The following is an 18,113-nucleotide window of genomic DNA, read 5'->3' on the forward strand; positions in this document are numbered from 1 at the left end:
AGTTTGTCATGACCTACCGCCGCGAAGAGCACGTCCTGATCCCTGAGTCGGATCTAGAGGGCATGTCGGTGGACACTCTCGCGGTCCGTGCCGGGCAGATCCGTACTGGCCAGCTGGAACACAGCGACGCGATTTTTCCCACGTCCAGCTTTGTTTACGGCAGTGCTGCCCAGGCCGCAGCCCGGTTCGGAGGCGAGGAACCGGGTAATATCTATTCCCGTTTTACCAATCCGACAGTACAGGCGTTTGAGGCCAGGATTGCGGCAATGGAAGGCGGTGAGCGGGCTGTGGCTACCTCTTCCGGGATGGCGGCCATTCTTGCGACCTGCATGGCGTTACTGAAATCCGGTGACCACGTAATCTGTTCCCGGGGCGTGTTCGGCACCACCAATGTGTTGTTCCAGAAATATCTGGCCAAATTCGGAGTGGAGACCACCTTTGTAGGGCTCACCGATATGGCCCAGTGGCAGGCGGCAGTGCGGCCGGAAACCCGCATGGTCTTCATCGAAACACCGTCGAATCCTCTGTGTGAGGTGGCGGATATGGCGGCCCTGGCCAAGCTAGCGCATGATAGTGACGCGCTGTTTGTGGTGGACAACTGTTTTTGCACACCGGTACTTCAGCGACCGTTTGACCACGGTGCAGACATCATTATTCACTCTGCCACCAAGTACCTGGACGGCCAGGGGCGTTGCGTTGGCGGCGTGGTAGTCGGCCCCAACAACCTGATGGAAGAAGTCTACGGTTTTCTGCGTTCGGCCGGCCCCACCATGAGTCCATTCAATGCGTGGGTTTTCCTCAAGGGGCTGGAAACCTTACCAATCCGTATGCGCGCCCATTGTGACAATGCGTTAGAGTTGGCCAGGTGGCTCACAGGGCAGGGCGCCGTGGACCGGGTATTTTACGCAGGTTTACCGGACCATCCGCAGCACGATCTGGCAAGCCGCCAGCAGAGCGGGTTCGGCGGTGTGCTCTCGTTTACCGTAAAAGGCGGAAGGGAGCAGGCGTGGGCGTTCATCGATGCAACCCGGATGGTTTCCATTACCGCCAATCTCGGCGATGTCAAAACAACCATTACACATCCGGCCACCACCACCCATGGCCGACTGTCTCCGGAAGACAAGGAGCAGGCGGGCATTACCGAAAACCTGGTACGGATCTCGGTAGGTATTGAAGCTGTTGAGGATATCAAAGCCGACTTGCAGCGTGGGTTTGATATTCTTGAAAATTACCGTCAGGGAACTGTCTGAGCATTCATGGCTGAGAGCGCAAAAGCAAAAAAATCAGAAGAGTTGACAGACAAACAGTTGCGATTCCGTCGTTTTCTGGCCCAGGGTGCCAGAGAAGGGGCAGTGATTGCGCTGATTGCCTTGTGTATTTATCTGGGCATGGCGCTGGTGACTTTCAGTCCCTCCGATCCCGGCTGGGCCAGTATAGGCCATGAAACCAGTGTGCAGAATTATGCCGGTCGTACCGGCGCGTGGCTCGCCAGTCTGCTCCGTGACTTCTTCGGCCATGTGGCTTTCCTGTTCCCGGTGATGATCGCGGCTTACGCCCTGATGCTTATCCGACGCCGGAACGATCCCATCGACATGCACATGCCATTGTTCATGGTGCGATTCGGCGGTTTTCTGCTGATCCTGTTGTCGGCTACCAGCCTGTTGTCGCTGTATTCCGTGTTCGGGCTCGGGGTTACCTCCGGTGGCGTGTTGGGAGCAGCTGTTTCCGAAGCCATGGTGCGCTTTTTCAATCTCCCTGCTACCACGCTGTTGCTGATTTCCATTTTCCTGTTTGCGCTGACGGTGAGCACGGGGCTGTCCTGGTTCTGGTTGATGGATCAGTTGGGCAACCTGACCCTGCGCGTTGGCAACAGCATCAAGGGTGTGTTTTCCTCCTCGGGCAAGCCCCGGGCCCCGTCCAAGGCTCCGGAGCCAGCGGCGCCAGCTGCCCCGAAGAAGCCCGTAGAGCCTCCCGTTGTGCACGACAAGGTTGCGGCATCTGCCAGTAACAAACGCCCCGGCCGCGCCTCCTGGTGGAGGCGCCTGTTGGGACTGGGCCCCCGAAAGGAAAAATCGAAACCCACGGTACCCCCGAAAGAACGGCGGGAGCCGGGGCTTGAGGGTGTGCATTCCATGGCTGATCCTGAACAGGCTCAGCTCGAAAGTTTCAGCTCCCGGGATGATAGCGCCACTGTCTCTGACGGGCCGGAACCCGGCCTGAAAGGCGGCAAGAAACGCCCCGCAAGCCCCGCCGGCAAGTCCCTGAAGATCTCTCCGTTCAAGCGGGAAGATCAATCTGCGACCAACGGCAGTGGCGGTCACAAACAGGCGTCGCTGCTGGAAGATATCGAGAGCCCCATTCCTCCCATTTCGCTTCTGGATCCGCCGGAAGAACACAAGGAAAGGGGATACTCCGAAGAGTCCCTGCAGCACATGTCGCGACTGCTGGAGGAGAAGCTCGCAGACTTCGGCGTGTCTGTGGAGGTGGTTGAAGTTAACCCTGGCCCGGTTATTACCCGTTTTGAAATCAAGCCCGCGCCAGGGGTCAAGGTAAGCAAGATCTCCAACCTTGCCAAAGATCTGGCCCGCTCACTGGCGGTTCTGAGCGTCCGTGTGGTCGAAGTTATTCCGGGGAAATCGGTTGTTGGTATCGAGATCCCGAACGAAGAGCGGGAAATGGTTCGCCTGAGCGAAGTGCTTAACGCCCGGGTGTTCCAGGATTCCTCGTCAGCGTTGACCCTGGCATTGGGCAACGATATCGGGGGTAACCCGATGGTGGCCAATCTTGCCAAGATGCCGCACCTTTTGGTGGCCGGTACCACGGGTTCCGGTAAATCGGTAGGGGTCAACGCCATGCTTCTGAGCATGCTGTTGAAGGCCACACCGGAGGAAGTCCGCTTTATCATGGTGGATCCCAAGATGCTGGAGCTGAGCATCTACGACGGTATTCCGCATCTGCTGGCGCCGGTAGTCACCGACATGAAAGACGCTGCCAACGCCTTGCGCTGGTGTGTGGCAGAGATGGAACGACGTTACCGGCTGCTCGCGAGCCTGGGGGTCCGCAACCTGGCGGGATACAACCGCAAGGTGAAAGACGCCGCCGCCGCGGGGGAGCCTTTACTTGATCCTACCTGGAAGCCGGATGAATACCTGGCCAACGAGGAGCAGGAGCGGCCGGAGCTGGAAACCCTGCCATTTATCGTAGTAGTGATCGACGAATTCGCCGACATGATGATGATTGTTGGCAAGAAGGTGGAAGAGCTGATTGCGCGGATTGCCCAGAAAGCCCGTGCAGCCGGTATTCACCTGATTCTTGCCACCCAGCGGCCTTCGGTAGATGTGATTACAGGCCTGATCAAGGCCAATATTCCTACCCGGATGTCGTTCCAGGTGTCGTCCAAGATCGATTCCCGCACGGTACTGGACCAGGGAGGCGCCGAACAGCTGCTGGGGCATGGTGACATGTTGTACCTGCCTCCCGGGTCCGGTCTGCCGGTGCGTGTTCACGGTGCCTTTGTTGATGATGACGAAGTGCATCGGGTTGTAAGCGCCTGGAAGGCCCGGGGTGAGCCAATTTATGTAGACGATGTGCTTAACGGCGCCGAAGGCGAGAATCTGCCCGGCGTGCCCAGTCTTAGCGACGGGGGTGGCGACAGTGAAGGTGATGCCCTGTTTGATGAAGCAGTAGCGTTCGTGACTGAGGGCAGGCGTGTTTCGATTTCATCCGTGCAGCGGAAATTCAAGATCGGCTATAACCGGGCAGCAAATCTGGTAGAGGCCATGGAAGCATCCGGTGTGGTCAGTGCCGCCGGGCACAATGGTGCCCGTGAAGTGCTGGCACCACCGCCACCAAGAGATTAGGAGTAACAGTTAATGATGGAATCACCGAAGGCTTTTTGGGCGGCATCCCTGTTGGCGGCGCTGCTGGCGTTCACCTTGCCCGCCCACGCGGAAGAAAGTGGTGAAGCCGCCGCAACCGAACTGGCGTCCATGCTGGAAAGTTACGAAACCTTTCAGGCCAGCTTTATTCAGATCGTGGTCAACGAGAACGGCAACCGTGTGCAGGAAAGCCGGGGCTCCCTCAAGGCGAAACGTCCGGGCCTGTTTTACTGGGAGACCAGTCAGCCTCACTCCCAGTTTGTCGTCAGCGACGGCGACAAGGTAGAGGTTTACGACCCGGACCTGGAGCAGGTTACCGTCCACAGTCTGGATGAGAAAGTCTCCACAACCCCTGCATTGTTGCTCAGTGGGGAAGTGGATAATCTTGACGAGACCTACAAGGTGTCCATGCGCTCTGTTGGCGAACAAAACCGGGAATTCACCCTGGAACCGAGAAGCGAAGATTCGCTCTTTGTATCCCTGCGGTTGACGTTTTCCAAGGGAGAGCTGCAGGAAATGCGAATGCAGGATTCGATGTCCCAGTTGAGCGTGTTGAGCTTTGACGATATCCGCCTCAACGAAGAAGTGAGTGACACCGCCTTTGTTCTCGAGTATCCCGATGATGTGGATGTGATCCGGGACGGAGCCTGATGCAGGAAAGCCTGTTCGGGGAACAGCAGGGGTTTCGGCCACTGGCTGCACGAATGCGCCCGGCAAATCTCGACGAGTATGTTGGCCAGGGCCATCTTGTCGGTGAGGGTAAACCGCTTCGACGGGCAGTAGAACAGGGCCAGCTCCATTCCATGATCCTCTGGGGGCCTCCGGGCGTCGGCAAGACCACCTTTGCCCGCCTGCTGGCCAACCTCAGCGACCTGAGTTTTGAGACCGTTTCCGCTGTTCTGAGTGGCGTAAAGGACATCCGCGCGATTGTTGAGCGCGCAAAGGAGCGTAAGCGCAGCGAAGGCCGGGATACCCTGTTGTTCGTGGACGAAGTCCACCGTTTCAACAAGAGTCAGCAGGATGCCTTTCTTCCCCATATTGAAGATGGCACCTTCATTTTCGTGGGTGCCACCACGGAAAACCCATCTTTTGAACTGAACAGTGCACTGTTGTCCCGCACCCGGGTTTATGTCCTCAAGAACCTTGCGGATGAGGATATTCTGGAACTGCTCATGCGCGCGCTCTCATCCCCGGAGGGGTTGGGAGGACGTTTCACGGTGGAAGGGCCAGTGCTGGACCTGATGGCTTCCGCCTCCGGCGGCGATGCCAGGCGGGCACTGAATATCCTTGAAGTGGCCACGGATCTTGCCGAGCCGGACGAGGGCAGCGCTGCGAAAATTACCCGCGAGCATCTGGAGCAGGTTCTCCAGACCAGTCTCAGGCGATTCGACAAGGGCGGCGATGTTTTCTACGACCAGATATCGGCGCTGCACAAGTCGGTCCGGGGATCGGACCCGGACGGGTCTCTGTACTGGTTGTGCCGTATGCTGGACGGCGGCTGTGACCCTCTGTATGTCGCTCGCAGGCTGGCAAGAATTGCCAGTGAAGACATCGGTAACGCCGACCCCCGGGCGCTGCAGATTTCCATGGACGCCTGGGAGGCCCAGGAAAGGCTGGGCTCACCGGAAGGAGAGTTGGCTCTTGCCCAGGCGGTGACGTATCTGGCGCTGGCACCAAAGAGCAATGCCGTGTACAAGGCATTCAATCGATGCATGGCCGACATCCGTAACGATCCGGATTACGACGTGCCCGTCCACCTTCGCAATGCACCCACCAAACTGTTGAAGTCCATGGGGCATGGCGACGAATACCGTTACGCCCATGACGAGCCGGAAGCCTTTGCCGCTGGCGAGTCCTACCTGCCGGAAGCCATACACCAACGCCGGTACTATCAGCCGGTAAACCGTGGCCTTGAAATCAAACTCGCCGAAAAGCGCGGCCGGCTGGATGAATGGAACACCAGCAGCCCCCGTAAACGCTACCCGCAAAACTGAAATTCCCCGCCTGGCCGTGCCTGCTGTAGCCACAGACATCCTCGCAGGTATAATGCCCAGTCCATCGTTAAAAACAGTGTCCACTTACCTTTGAACCGGAAAATTCAGGATAACCATGCTCGATCCCAAACGTGTCCGCACCCAGACTGAAGAGATCGCCCGTCGCCTGGCCATCAAGGGCTTTACCTTTGACAAAGCCACCTTCGATCAGCTTGAGGAACGCCGACGCGCGATCCAGGTGAAAACGGAAACCTTGCAGGGCGAGCAGAACCGCCAGTCGAAATCCATTGGTAAGGCCAAAGCCGCGGGTGAGGATATTCAGCCGTTACTGGACGAAGTAGAAAACCTGAAGAAGCAGAAGTCGGAAGCTGAAGATGAATTGCGCGTGCTTCAGGAAGAACTCAACGACTTCCTGGCCGCGATTCCGAACCTGCCGGATGAAACGGTGCCTGTGGGAGAAAGCGAGGACGACAACGTAGAGGTCCGGCGCTGGGGCACTCCGAAGAGCTTTGACTTCGAACCCAGGGACCACGTTGCACTGGGCGAGGCGCTTGGCGGGCTGGACTTTGAAACCGCTACGCGTCTGGCCCATTCCCGTTTTGCAGTGATGCGCGGCCCGGTCGCGCGACTGCACCGGGCACTGGCCCAGTTCATGCTGAACCTGCATACAGAAGAGCATGGCTATACGGAGGCCTATGTACCCTATCTGGTCAACGCTGAAACTCTTTATGGTACCGGCCAGCTTCCGAAGTTCGAGGAAGACCTTTTCCGTATGGATGGCGAGAAGCCGCTGTACCTGATTCCCACGGCGGAAGTGCCAGCGACCAACCTGGTCAGCGATACCATCCTGGACGCCAAAGAGTTGCCGTTGAAGATGGTGTGCCATACCCCCTGTTTCCGAAGTGAAGCTGGCTCTTACGGACGTGACACACGTGGCATGATCCGGCAGCACCAGTTCGACAAAGTGGAACTGATTCAGGTGGTACGGCCAGAAGAATCCGAAGCAGCGCTGGAAGCCCTTACGGGCCACGCCGAAAAGGTATTGCAATTACTGGAGCTGCCTTACCGGTTAGTGGACCTCTGTGGCGGTGATATGGGGTTCGCAGCGGCTCGCACCTACGATATTGAGGTATGGCTGCCAGGCCAGGACAAATACCGTGAAATTTCCTCTTGCTCCAACACCCGGGACTTCCAGGCACGGCGTATGCATGCACGTTGGCGTAATCCGGAAACCAACAAGCCCGAGCCGGTCCATACGCTGAACGGTTCCGGCCTGGCCGTGGGTCGTGCACTGATAGCGGTCATGGAGAACTACCAGCAGGAAGACGGCAGCATTCTGGTTCCCGAAGTCCTGAAGCCGTATATGGGAGGCGTAGAAAGAATCCAATGAGTGACAGATCCGACGATGCACCATGGAAGGGCGTTGGTGCGAAGCCTGCACCAGTTCGATACCGGATAAATCCGGTCACCGATAACCCCAACAACTCCGAGGGGGAGGTCGCACTTGTCGGTGCCGGCCCCGGTGATCCGGAACTTCTGACGTTGAAGGCCTGGCGCCTGATCCAGTCTGCGGAAGTGGTATTGTACGATCGCCTGGTATCGCCGGAAATCCTGTCGCTCATTCCGGAATCCGCTGAACGCGTCCATGTGGGCAAACAGCGGTCGAACCATACCTTGCCCCAGGAGCAGATCAACAACCGCCTGGTGGAGCTTGCACGCAAGGGGCTCAAAGTCGTGCGATTGAAGGGAGGGGATCCTTTCATTTTTGGGCGCGGCGGTGAGGAGATCGAAACCCTGGCCGCCGCCGGTGTGCGGTTCCAGGTTGTGCCGGGTATTACCGCTGCCTCGGGATGTGCAGCCTACGCCGGCATTCCGCTCACCCACAGGGACCATGCCCAGTCGGTCCGGTTTGTGACGGGGCATCTCAAGAACGATACCTGCGACCTGCCATGGAAAGATTTCGTCCAGAACAACCAGACTTTGGTGTTCTACATGGGGTTAGTGGGTTTGCCTATCATCTGCAGAGAGCTGATTGCCAATGGTATGTCGCCGGATATGCCGGTAGCGCTGGTCTCTCGCGGTACCACGCCGCAGCAACAGGTTGTAACCGGAGACCTCTCGAATATTGTTGAGCGGGTCGAGGAAAATGATGTGCCTGCTCCTACCCTGGTTATCATAGGCAGGGTGGTGACCCTCAGAAGCAGGCTGGACTGGATAGGCGGCTGACTCTTCAGTCGCAGCTCTTAGCCAGTCGCGGCGCCGGATCAGCCGCGACGCTTCGGCAACACGTCCTTGAGCTTGTCCCGCATATCGCGCAGGGCTTTTTCAGTGGTTTCCCAGTCAATACAGGCATCAGTCACGGAAACGCCGTATTTGAGATCCGCCAGGTTTTCGGGGATAGACTGGTTGCCCCAGTTAAGGTTACTTTCCACCATCAGCCCCTGAATGGACTGGTTGCCCTCCAGAATCTGGTGGGTGATGTCCTGCAGCACCAGTGGCTGGATTGCCGGGTCCTTGCTGGAATTGGCGTGGCTGCAGTCCACCATGATGGACTGGCGCAGTTTGGCTTTGTCCAGAGCCTGTTCACACAGGGCGACGCTGACAGAATCGTAGTTGGGCTTGCCCCCGCCGCCACGAAGAACCACGTGGCCGTAGTTGTTGCCACGGGTGCGGATGATCGCCACCTTGCCCTGCTGGTCGATGCCCAGGAAGCTGTGGGGGTGTGAAACCGACTTCATGGCGTTGACTGCGACATCAAGGCTGCCATCTGTGCCATTCTTGAAACCAATGGCCATGGACAGCCCGCTGCTCATCTCACGGTGGGTCTGGGATTCGGTGGTACGGGCGCCGATGGCTGACCAGGAAATGGTGTCCTGAAGGTACTGCGGGGAAATCGGGTCAAGGGCTTCGGTGGCCGTTGGCAGGCCCAGCTCTGAAATATCCAGCAAAAGGCGGCGGCCGATGTGCAGACCCTGTTCGATATCAAAGGTGTCGTTCAGGTGGGGATCGTTAATCAGGCCCTTCCAGCCAACAGTGGTACGCGGCTTCTCGAAATACACCCGCATGACAATAAGGAGCGTATCACTGACTTCGTCTGCCAGCTTCTTGAGCTTTACGGCATAATCCCGGGCGGCTTCAACATCGTGAATAGAGCAGGGGCCCACAACCACAAACAGGCGGTGATCCTTGCCGTCCATGATGTCATAAATGGCCTGGCGGCCGTTTTCCACGGTTTCCGCGGCCTTGCCGGAAAGCGGCAATTCCTGCTTCAGCGCTTCAGGTGTGATCAATGGTTCCTGACTCGCCACATTCAGATTCTCTAGTTTGGTGCCCGACATTCTGTTGTTATCCCCGTCGCATAAAACATAACCGGCCGGTGTTAAGTTGCAGTAAACCCCGGCGAGTTGGTTATACTGCGTTATTTGATAGACCTTTTCAACGCTTCTGACGCGCGGAGAACGGATGCAGCAGAGCACGCAGAACAAGGGGAAAGTCCTGCCCCGGAAGCGGGTCGCAGAGAAGATGGCCGACGTGCTCTCCGGCATTCGCGTACCCGATCTTCCATACCCGGCCCGAAAGCTGTCACCGGATGCGGCCAGCGACTGGGGGCCATTACTGCTTTCCTGCTGGACAGAGCAAAGGGACGAGCCAGTCACTCGTGTGATTCGTTCCGTTTCCCTCACCTGGTCAGTGCGGCAGATCAACTCTGCCTATGTTGCCGACCGCATTATGGGTGTATTCCTGAAAACCAGTGGGCTGCATCCGGAACTCGCCCGTCGGATTGCACGCCTGAGATTCTTTTTTGCCTGGCGAATGAATCTTGTAGGCGCCGATGCCCTCCACGACACGCTCGTTCAATGGCTGGATAGCCTGCAGGACTGCCGTGGCTGGAGTGCGTCAGGCGGACGCTCTGCCAGAACACTACTGGATCAGTTGGATGCTCTGATTATAGCGGTTTCCGGCAGTTTTGATTCGGGCGATATCGACCCTGTACTGGCTTTCTGCCAGCAGTGGGAGGAAGACGCCGGGAAGCGGGAACAACAGAACGACAGGCTGCGCCAACGTTTGCTGGAAACAGAGCGGGGGGCCGCAAGGCAACGGCGGGCGGAGCACACAGCCCGCGCATTGGTGGGGCGGGCCCTGCAGAATCGCGAATTGCCACAGGCAATTGTGAGCTTTGTTTTTGACCACTGGTTCGGACTCCTGAAACAGATAGTCTGGGAAGAAGGTACTGAGGGCGAAAACTGGCGCCACGCCGGCAAACTTCTGGAATGGCTGGTGTGGATTGGCGATCCTGACCTTTCGGACAAGGATCGGAACCGGCTCTATACGGTTGGCGAGCAGATCGGTGACCGCATAGCGGATGTGTGGAACCGGGTTCAGAAAAAGCCGCTGGCCGACAAAGCGCTTGAGGGTGTTCAGGCGGTGATGGTTGCCCGCCTGCGGGGCGAAACTCCCGATCTTGTGCCCGCACTGCCGACCGATAACCGTTTTTCGTGGGATGCTTCCTGGCTTACATTCTCTGAACCGGCAGAACAGGAGGTCACTCCCTTGCAGGGCAAGTGGTTCGTTGAAGGTGAGGGCGCAAGTGAGCGGCGCAGGTTCTTTTTTGCGCTGCTGCCAGATACCTGTGAAGTGCTCTGGACCAATGGCGCTGGCGTCAAGCTTGGCCTGTTGCCCTGGAGCAGGTTTGTGGCCAGCCTGGACGACGGCACCCTGAGGCCTTTGCCTCCGCTCAAACCGTTTGGCGAAGTGTTGGCGGAAACCATTTCTTCTTTGTCGGTAGTACTTGATCGTCAGAAGCTTCAGCGTGACCAGGCTGCGAAAGAAGCAAAAGCCCGTGCCGATGCTTTGCGACAGGAAAAGGAAGAGGCACAACGGCGCCAGCAGGAAGAGGAAGCCGCAAGGCGGGCGGCGCTGGCCCGTAGCGAGCAGGCGGCGGAAGCCAGGCGCCTGGCTGAAGAAGAGGCCAAGCAGGACCGTGTGGTGCGCGAGAAATTGGCGGCCGCCCGGGAACTTGTAGACGGCATCAAACTGGGAGGCTGGATTGTGGAAGAGAGTTCCGGGGTCGGTCAGGATGCGGTTCGCCTGAAACTCGCCGTGCGAATCAATGCCTCAAAGAAACTGGTGTTCGTGGATCGGCTGGGCCTGAACCGTCGGGAGTTCCTGTTTGATGAGCTAGTGGACGAGATTGTTGCAGGCCGCATTCGGGTACTGGGAGCTTCTGCAGAATTCGATGACACCCTTTCCAGGGTTGTGGGACGCATCCGGGTCGGCAGGAATTGACCGGTCAGTCGGCTTAGCCAGGTTATAGCCAGGGGAAAATCATGAGCGATATCGATTACGACTTTGGTGACTATGACGAATCTCCGGAATACGGGGATAATCGTTCCGAGTACCGACTCACGGCGAGCGCAAAGGTAACTGTGGAGCTAGAATCATCCGTTCCCGATGAGTCTGGTGGCGGCCCAGGGCGCTCGTTGGTCTCGCGAACCAGCGATCTGTCCGCAAGGGGAGTCCGGCTTGTCACCTCTGAGCCGTTAACGACCGGGGCGATCTTGCCTGCCTGGGTGAGCCTGGAAGAAGTATCCGAAGCTTTCCGGTTAATGGTCGAGGTGGTGTGGTGTCGCCCGGCTGAAGCCCGTGGCTGGCTGGTGGGACTGCAGATACTGGAGTCGGACGATACGGCGTATCTGGAGTGGGTTGAAGCGGTCGCCAGGGCAATGTCGGAAGGCTGACGCAGTTTCCCGGCAGGGAAAAGGCCCCCGTCGGGAAACTGCGGGCGTTGTCAGTCTTCGAGTTCGCCCATGCCGGTGATGTTGAAACCGGCGTCAACATACATGATTTCGCCGGTGATGCCACTGGCCAGGTCAGAGCACATGAAAGCGGCGGCGTTGCCAACTTCATCGGTGGTCACATTGCGACGCAGGGGCGCCCTGCGGGCGTTCTCCGCAAGCATTTTGCGGAAGCTCTTGATGCCGGAGGCTGCCAGGGTCCTGATGGGCCCCGCGGAGATAGCGTTAACCCGAATACCATCACGGCCCAGGCTGCCGGCCATATAGCGAACGTTGGCTTCCAGTGACGCCTTGGCCAGCCCCATCACGTTGTAATTCTGCAGTACCTTTTCTGCGCCCAGGTAGCTCAGGGTCAGCAGCGAGCTGTTTTCGTGCATCATCTTGCGGCCGGCCTTGGCCAGGGCTACAAAGCTGTAGGAGCTGATGTCGTGGGCGATACGGAAGCCTTCACGGGTGGTAACGTCAACGTAGTTGCCATCGAGTTCATTGCCCGGCGCAAAGCCAACGGAATGTACAATAACGTCGATATTATCCCAGTGCTTGCCCAGATCGGTGAACACGGCTTCGATTTCGTCATCGCTGGCGACGTCGCACGGAAAAATCAGCGAGCTGCCCCAGCCTTCGGCGAATTTCTCCACCCGGGATTTAAGCTTTTCATTCTGGTAGGTAAAAGCCAGTTCGGCGCCTTCTCTGGCGAAGGCATCTGCGATGCCATAGGCAATCGAATGCTTGCTTGCAACGCCGACAATCAGTGCTTTCTTGCCACTGAGTAATCCCATATCGATTCTCCCTGTGTTTCAGTTTAAGGCATTATCCATGAACCGCAGCGGTGCGGGTAACGCTCAATTGGTCGTAGTGCCAGGCCCGAGCGGCCGGGTAGTGTTACCGGGTATAGAAAAGCGCCGCCCCAAGCAACTCACGGGTGTATTCGTGCTGCGGTGCGCTGAAAATTCCGGATGCTTCACCATATTCCACCACGCGGCCGTTTTTGAGAACCAGAAGTTTGTGGCTGAGCGCCCTCACCACCGACAGATCGTGGCTGATAAATACATAGCTTAGACCATATTTGTCCTGCAGATCCCGCAGAAGGGTGATCACCTGTTTTTGAACCGTGCGGTCAAGCGCAGAGGTAGGCTCGTCCAGAATGATCAGCTCTGGCTGAAGAACCAGCGCCCGGGCAATGGCAATTCGCTGTCGCTGCCCGCCGGAGAATTCATGGGGATAACGATGGCGGGCGTCCGGATCCAGACCTACATCGTCCAGGGACTGAACAACTTTCCGGTCCTGTTCTTCCGGAGTCGCCGGTGCATGAATCTCAAGCCCCTCGCGAATAATTTCCGCCACGGACATACGGGGGCTGAGGCTGCCGAAAGGGTCCTGAAATACGATCTGGATACGACTGCGCCAGGGACGGAACGCTTTCTGGTCCAGGTGGGACAACTCCTCTCCGGCCAGCCGGATGCTACCCGTGCTGCCGGTGAGCTTGAGCAGGGCGTGGCCAATAGTGGTTTTGCCACTGCCGCTTTCTCCCACGATACCAAGTGTCTCGCCCTGGTTGAGGGAAAAACTGACCTTTTCGACGGCCTGAAACCAGGCTTTCGGCTTGCCCAGCAGGCTTTTACGGGTAATGAAGCGAACGTCCAGGCTATCCACGTCCAGAAGAGCCTTGTTGTTGACCATGGCTCCTGACGGTGAGGCCGGTGGCTCTGCATCAAGCAGGCGTCGGGTATAGGGATGCTGTGGATCTTCAAACAGGGTTCTGGTCGGCGCTTCTTCCACCAAAAGGCCCCGTTCCATAACCACAACATGATCCGCATATCGACGAACAATGGACAGATCATGGGTAATAAGCAGGATAGCCATGCCCAGCTTGTGCTGGAGGTCTTTGAGCAATTCCAGCACCTGTTTCTGAACCGTGACATCCAGGGCAGTGGTGGGCTCGTCGGCGATCAGAAGGTCGGGCTCGTTGGCCAGCGCCATGGCTATCATAACCCGTTGTTTCTGGCCGCCTGACAACTGATGCGGATAGCTGTTCAGGCGCTCCTCGGGCGATGGTATACCCACGAGTTCCAGTAGCTCGATGCAGCGGGATCTTGCCTGGGGCCCGCGCATGCCCTTGTGCAGGGCGAGAGTCTCGCTGATCTGCTTTTCAACGGTATGCAGGGGGTTCAGCGATGTCATGGGCTCCTGGAAGATCATGCTGATCTGGCGGCCGCGAATCTGTCGTAGCCGCTTCTGACTGGCTTTCAGCATGTCCTCGCCGTGGAAAACAATCTCACCGGATGGGTAGCTGGCGTGGCGCTCATCCAGCAGACGCAGAACCGACAATGCCGATACCGATTTCCCGGAACCGCTTTCGCCAACGAGAGCGACGGTTTCACCCCGGTTGATCCGGAGCGACAGCCGCTGGACTGCCGGTATGGAGGCGTCAAACGTGACGGACAGGTCCTTGATTTCCAGAAGCTGCGACATATCAGTTCTTTCTCGGGTCGAAGGCATCACGCACCGCTTCGCCGACGAATACAAGCAAGGTCAGCATGATGGACAGGGAAATGAACGCTGAAATACCGAGCCACGGCGCATGGAGATTGGACTTGCCCTGAGCGATCAGCTCGCCGAGGGACGGGGACCCCGATGGCAGGCCGAACCCCAGGAAATCCAGCGACGTCAGTCCGGTGATGGCGCCGGTCAGTATGAACGGCAGGAAGGTCAGCGTTGCCACCATGGCATTGGGCAGAATATGCCGGAACATGATCTTGCGGTTGCCCAGTCCCAGGGCCCTGGCGGCTTTCACATACTCGAAGTTGCGGGCACGGAGGAACTCTGCCCGCACTACATCCACCAGGCCCATCCAGCTGAATAGCAGCATGATGCCCAACAACCACCAGAAGTTCGGTTGCACAATACTCGAAAGGATGATCAGCAGATACAGAACGGGAAGGCCCGACCATACCTCAATGAAGCGCTGCCCGATCAGGTCAATCTTGCCACCGTAAAACCCCTGAATGGCACCGACAATAACCCCAACGATGCAGCTGAGTATGGTGAGAATGAGCCCGAACAGGACAGAAATACGGAATCCATAGATCACCCGGGCGGCAACATCTCGACCCTGATCGTCGGTACCGATCCAGTTCTCGGTGCTGGGGGGTGCCGGTGAGGGTACTTCGAGGTTGTAATTGGTGGTGTTGTAACTGAAGCGTATTGGCGGCCAGATCATCCAGCCGTTGGCCTCGATTTCATCGGCAATGAACGAATCGCGGTAATCCGCTTCCGTTGGCAGAAAACCGCCAAAGGTTTCCTCGGGCACGCTCTCCACCACCGGGAAATAGAGATCTCCCTTGTAATAGGTGACCAGCGGCACGTCGTTGGCAATCAGCTCGGCAATCAGGGAGAGCCCGAAGAGGGCAAGAAATACCCACAGGGACCAGAAGCCACGACGATTTTTACGGAAGTTGGCAAGCCGGCGCTGCTGGATCGGGGTCAGCTTTACCACAGTCATGATCCCTCCCGGCTCTCGAAATCGATGCGCGGATCCACCAGTACATAAGTGATGTCGCTGACCAGTTTCAGTACCAGACCCATGAGGGTGAAAATGAAGAGTGTTCCGAAGATCACGGGGTAGTCGCGGTTCAGGGCCGCTTCAAAACCGAGCAGGCCGAGCCCGTCCAGTGAAAAGATTACTTCAATCAGCAGTGAGCCGGTAAAGAACAGGGAGACCAGAACCCCCGGGAGGCTGGCAATCACAATCAGCATTGCGTTGCGGAACACGTGGCCGTAGAGCACCTGTTTTTCTTCCAGGCCTTTGGCTCTCGCCGTTACTACATACTGCTTGCTGATCTCGTCCAGGAAGGAGTTCTTGGTCAGCAAGGTGAGGGTGGCGAAACCGCCGATTACATTGGCGGTGACTGGCAACGCCAGGTGCCAGAAGTAGTCTCCGATTTTCTGGTACCAGTTAAGTTCATCGAAGTTGGAAGACGTCAGGCCACGCAGTGGAAACCAGTCCAGATAACTGCCGCCGGCGAAGAGGACAATCAGCAGTATCGCGAACAGGAAGCCGGGAATGGCGTAGCCAACCACAATGGCGGAACTACTCCACACATCGAAGCGGGAGCCATCGGTAACGGCCTTGCGAATGCCGAGGGGAATGGAGATCAGGTAGATAATCAGGGTGGACCATAACCCAAGGCTGATTGATACCGGCATTTTGTCCAGTATCAACTCAATCACTGAACGGTCGCGGAAGAACGAATCGCCGAAATCAAAAGTGGCGTAGTCACCGAGCATTTTCAGAAAGCGTTCGTGGGGTGGTTTGTCGAAGCCGTACATCACTTCGATTTCCCGAAGCAATTCGTCCGGGAGCCCGCGGGAGCCACGGCTGTCGCCACTGGATGAAGTCACCTCACCGCCGGCACCACCGCCGCCAGCCCTGGCAAGAGCACCGCCACCATGCCCTTCGGTCTCAGCAATCAGCTGTTCAACAGGCCCGCCCGGCGCGGCCTGAACGATCACGAAATTGAGCAGCATGATACCCAGCAGGGTAGGAATAATCAGCGCCAGACGCCTGAGAATGTAACTGCCCATTCAGCGGAACTCCGTCACGGTTTCTTCAGAGATCTGCATCATTGGTCAGTGCTTTCTACCCACCAGTTATTTATATCCACGCCATTTTTGGGCACAGTTTCCGGGCGCTGCAGGAACGACCAGTAAGCGATACGGTCCTTGGCCAGGTACCAGTTAGGGATCACGTAATGCCCATGGAGCAAAACCCGGTCCAGCGCGCGAACCCGGTGGACAAGTTCTTCCCGGCTCGGCGCCTGAATGACCATGTCGACGAGGTCATCGACAACCTGGCTTTCAACGCCCATATAATTGCGTGACCCTTTTGCGTCGACAGTGGAGGAGTGCCAGTACTCTCTTTGTTCATTGCCCGGCGAGTCAGACTGCCCGATACCCTGAACCGTCATGTCGTAGTCGAACTCACGGATCCGCTGGATATACTGGTTGGTATCTACCAGGCGTACCGACACATCAATACCCAGCTTGGCCAGATTGTTCTTGAAGGGCAGTACCACGCGCTCAAAGGTTTTCTGGTGAATGAGTATCTCGAATGCGAGTGGCTCGCCGGTTTCCACGTTCACCATGGCACCTTCTTTTACCGCGTATCCGGCTTCGCGAAGTATCGTAAGGGCTGTACGCAGGTTTTCACGCAGGCCGCCTTCACCGGCAGTGGAGGGAGGTTGGTATTCTTCGGTGAAAACATCCTCGGGCAACTGATCGCGGTAGGGTTCCAGAATCTCCAGTTCCCGCCCTTCGGGCAGGCCAGACGAGGCCAGTTCACTGTTCTCGAAGTAGCTGGAAGTGCGGCTGTACTGCCCATAGAAGAGGTTTTTGTTGGCCCATTCAAAGTCGAATGCGTAGGCCAGAGCTTCCCGCACTTTCGGATTGCTGAAAACGTCGCGCCGGGTGTTCATGGCAAACGCCTGCATTCCTGCGGGGCGGCCATGCTCGACGGCTTCGGTTTTGGCTTTGCCGGAGTCGAACTGGTTGCCCTTGTAGGCAGTTGCCCAGTTTTTGGCGGACGATTCCACGCGGAAGTCAAAGTTGCCGGCCCGGAACGATTCGAGGGCGACGGTGTCGTCGGAATAGTAGTCGTATTGGATTCTATCGAAATTGAACTTACCTTTGCGGACGCCGAGTTCCGCTGCCCAGTAATCCTTGACCCGCTCGAAGGTAATTGAGCGGCCAGCCTCGAAATTGCCGATTCGATAAGGGCCGCTCCCCACCGGGGGGGTAAGGCCATTGTCTCCGAACTTGCGATTCTCCCAGTAGTGGCTGGGAAGAACGGGAAGCTGGCCGAGTATCAGGGGTAGTTCGCGATTGTTGGTTTCTGCAAAATCGAAACGGATTCGTCGGTCACCCTCAATCGTTACTTCGGTCACGTCCGCGTAATAGTTGCGGTAGAACGGGTGGCCCTCGGTGGTCAGGATCTCGAACGAAAACTTCACATCCTCGGCGGTAATCGGCTCGCCATCCTGGAACCGTGCTTCCTCGCGCAGATTGAACGTAACGTAACTCCGGTCCTCGGGTGTTTCTAAGGTTTCCGCAATCAGTCCATAGGCAGAGAAGGGCTCGTCTGCCGAGGCTTCCAGCAAGGTATCGTAAACATAGGCGTTAATTCCGGCCGCAGCGACGCCTCGAATAACGAAAGGGTTAAAAGAATCAAAGCCATTGGCTACAACGGCCATCCGCAAGGTGCCCCCTTTGGGGGCCTCGGGGTTGACGTAATCAAAATGGGGGAAGCCGTCTGGGTATCCGGTGTCGCCGTGCATGGCAATGCCGTGCGTCGCTGTGCTGTCGGCTGAAGATGACTGCCATGGCAACATGGCCATGGCGATAACGCTGAAAATGCTGATCAGGGATGAGGCTTTCCGTGTTCTTGTCAT

Annotated in this window: 13 protein-coding genes and 1 pseudogene; 8 read left to right on the forward strand and 6 right to left on the reverse strand. The window is 57.4% G+C overall.

Going from position 1 to position 18,113, the window contains the following annotated elements; all coding sequences use genetic code 11:
- Positions 1–8: 8 nt before the first annotated feature.
- The 6 genes and pseudogenes from FO268_RS10370 to cobA all read left to right on the forward strand — a co-directional run.
- Positions 9–1,250, forward strand: a complete 1,242-nt coding sequence (locus FO268_RS10370; protein ID WP_150992628.1) for an O-succinylhomoserine sulfhydrylase — start codon at positions 9–11, stop codon at positions 1,248–1,250.
- A 6-nt stretch (positions 1,251–1,256) separates the two neighbouring features.
- Entirely contained in the window at positions 1,257–3,860 is a 2,604-nt protein-coding gene (locus FO268_RS10375; protein ID WP_150992630.1) for a DNA translocase FtsK, read from the forward strand.
- 12 nt (positions 3,861–3,872) lie between these two features.
- Positions 3,873–4,529: an outer membrane lipoprotein chaperone LolA gene (lolA, locus tag FO268_RS10380; RefSeq protein ID WP_150992632.1), complete on the forward strand. Its 657-nt coding sequence runs from the start codon at positions 3,873–3,875 to the stop codon at positions 4,527–4,529.
- The gene (locus FO268_RS10385) at positions 4,529–5,872 is read left to right on the forward strand and encodes a replication-associated recombination protein A (RefSeq protein WP_150992635.1); all 1,344 of its coding nucleotides are present in this window, start codon (positions 4,529–4,531) and stop codon (positions 5,870–5,872) included. Before lolA ends, FO268_RS10385 begins: the two co-directional genes overlap by 1 nt.
- A 115-nt stretch (positions 5,873–5,987) precedes the next feature.
- Positions 5,988–7,262, forward strand: a complete 1,275-nt coding sequence (gene serS, locus FO268_RS10390) for a serine--tRNA ligase (protein ID WP_150992637.1) — start codon at positions 5,988–5,990, stop codon at positions 7,260–7,262.
- 14 nt (positions 7,263–7,276) lie between these two features.
- Positions 7,277–8,098, forward strand: a pseudogene (gene cobA, locus FO268_RS10395) (uroporphyrinogen-III C-methyltransferase); the annotation flags it as partial.
- Between the two features lie 38 nt (positions 8,099–8,136).
- Here cobA and FO268_RS10400 read toward each other — a convergent pair.
- Positions 8,137–9,210, reverse strand: a complete 1,074-nt coding sequence (locus tag FO268_RS10400; protein ID WP_150992641.1) for a 3-deoxy-7-phosphoheptulonate synthase — start codon at positions 9,208–9,210, stop codon at positions 8,137–8,139.
- A 124-nt stretch (positions 9,211–9,334) separates the two neighbouring features.
- On the opposite strand from FO268_RS10400, the gene FO268_RS10405 reads away from it, so the two are divergent.
- Both FO268_RS10405 and FO268_RS10410 read left to right on the forward strand, forming a co-directional pair.
- Positions 9,335–11,158: a DUF1631 family protein gene (locus tag FO268_RS10405; protein ID WP_150992643.1), complete on the forward strand. Its 1,824-nt coding sequence runs from the start codon at positions 9,335–9,337 to the stop codon at positions 11,156–11,158.
- Positions 11,159–11,199: 41 nt separating this feature from the next.
- Positions 11,200–11,610: a PilZ domain-containing protein gene (locus FO268_RS10410; RefSeq protein ID WP_150992644.1), complete on the forward strand. Its 411-nt coding sequence runs from the start codon at positions 11,200–11,202 to the stop codon at positions 11,608–11,610.
- Positions 11,611–11,660: 50 nt separating this feature from the next.
- Here the strand turns inward: FO268_RS10410 and FO268_RS10415 are convergent, their stop codons facing one another.
- From FO268_RS10415 to FO268_RS10435, 5 genes are all read right to left on the reverse strand, one after another.
- Positions 11,661–12,446, reverse strand: a complete 786-nt coding sequence (locus tag FO268_RS10415; RefSeq protein WP_150992646.1) for an enoyl-ACP reductase FabI — start codon at positions 12,444–12,446, stop codon at positions 11,661–11,663.
- 103 nt (positions 12,447–12,549) lie between these two features.
- On the reverse strand, positions 12,550–14,139 hold the full coding sequence (locus tag FO268_RS10420) for an ABC transporter ATP-binding protein (RefSeq protein ID WP_150992648.1): 1,590 nt from the start codon (positions 14,137–14,139) through the stop codon (positions 12,550–12,552).
- Between the two features lies 1 nt (position 14,140).
- On the reverse strand, positions 14,141–15,169 hold the full coding sequence (locus FO268_RS10425) for an ABC transporter permease (protein ID WP_150992650.1): 1,029 nt from the start codon (positions 15,167–15,169) through the stop codon (positions 14,141–14,143).
- Complete coding sequence (locus tag FO268_RS10430; RefSeq protein ID WP_150992652.1) at positions 15,166–16,251, reverse strand: microcin C ABC transporter permease YejB; 1,086 nt, start codon at positions 16,249–16,251, stop codon at positions 15,166–15,168. The genes FO268_RS10425 and FO268_RS10430 overlap by 4 nt, the downstream gene beginning before the upstream one ends.
- Positions 16,252–16,289: 38 nt before the next feature.
- Positions 16,290–18,113, reverse strand: coding sequence for an extracellular solute-binding protein (locus FO268_RS10435; protein WP_150992654.1), 1,824 nt, complete (start codon positions 18,111–18,113; stop codon positions 16,290–16,292).

Origin of the sequence: Marinobacter denitrificans (genome assembly GCF_008795955.1) — a bacterium.
Lineage (GTDB): Bacteria > Pseudomonadota > Gammaproteobacteria > Pseudomonadales > Oleiphilaceae > Marinobacter > Marinobacter denitrificans.

Bases quoted from the DNA above. Each gene is read 5' to 3' on its own strand.
- FO268_RS10385 (WP_150992635.1), top strand. From the start codon at position 4,529: ATGCAGGAAAGCCTGTTCGGGGAACAGCAGGGGTTTCGGCCACTGGCT.
- lolA (WP_150992632.1), top strand. From the start codon at position 3,873: ATGATGGAATCACCGAAGGCTTTTTGGGCGGCATCCCTGTTGGCGGCG.
- FO268_RS10415 (WP_150992646.1), bottom strand. From the start codon at position 12,446: ATGGGATTACTCAGTGGCAAGAAAGCACTGATTGTCGGCGTTGCAAGC.
- FO268_RS10430 (WP_150992652.1), bottom strand. From the start codon at position 16,251: ATGGGCAGTTACATTCTCAGGCGTCTGGCGCTGATTATTCCTACCCTG.
- FO268_RS10435 (WP_150992654.1), bottom strand. From the start codon at position 18,113: ATGACAAGAACACGGAAAGCCTCATCCCTGATCAGCATTTTCAGCGTT.
- FO268_RS10425 (WP_150992650.1), bottom strand. From the start codon at position 15,169: ATGACTGTGGTAAAGCTGACCCCGATCCAGCAGCGCCGGCTTGCCAAC.
- FO268_RS10410 (WP_150992644.1), top strand. From the start codon at position 11,200: ATGAGCGATATCGATTACGACTTTGGTGACTATGACGAATCTCCGGAA.
- serS (WP_150992637.1), top strand. From the start codon at position 5,988: ATGCTCGATCCCAAACGTGTCCGCACCCAGACTGAAGAGATCGCCCGT.
- FO268_RS10420 (WP_150992648.1), bottom strand. From the start codon at position 14,139: ATGTCGCAGCTTCTGGAAATCAAGGACCTGTCCGTCACGTTTGACGCC.
- FO268_RS10405 (WP_150992643.1), top strand. From the start codon at position 9,335: ATGCAGCAGAGCACGCAGAACAAGGGGAAAGTCCTGCCCCGGAAGCGG.
- FO268_RS10370 (WP_150992628.1), top strand. From the start codon at position 9: ATGACCTACCGCCGCGAAGAGCACGTCCTGATCCCTGAGTCGGATCTA.
- FO268_RS10375 (WP_150992630.1), top strand. From the start codon at position 1,257: ATGGCTGAGAGCGCAAAAGCAAAAAAATCAGAAGAGTTGACAGACAAA.
- FO268_RS10400 (WP_150992641.1), bottom strand. From the start codon at position 9,210: ATGTCGGGCACCAAACTAGAGAATCTGAATGTGGCGAGTCAGGAACCA.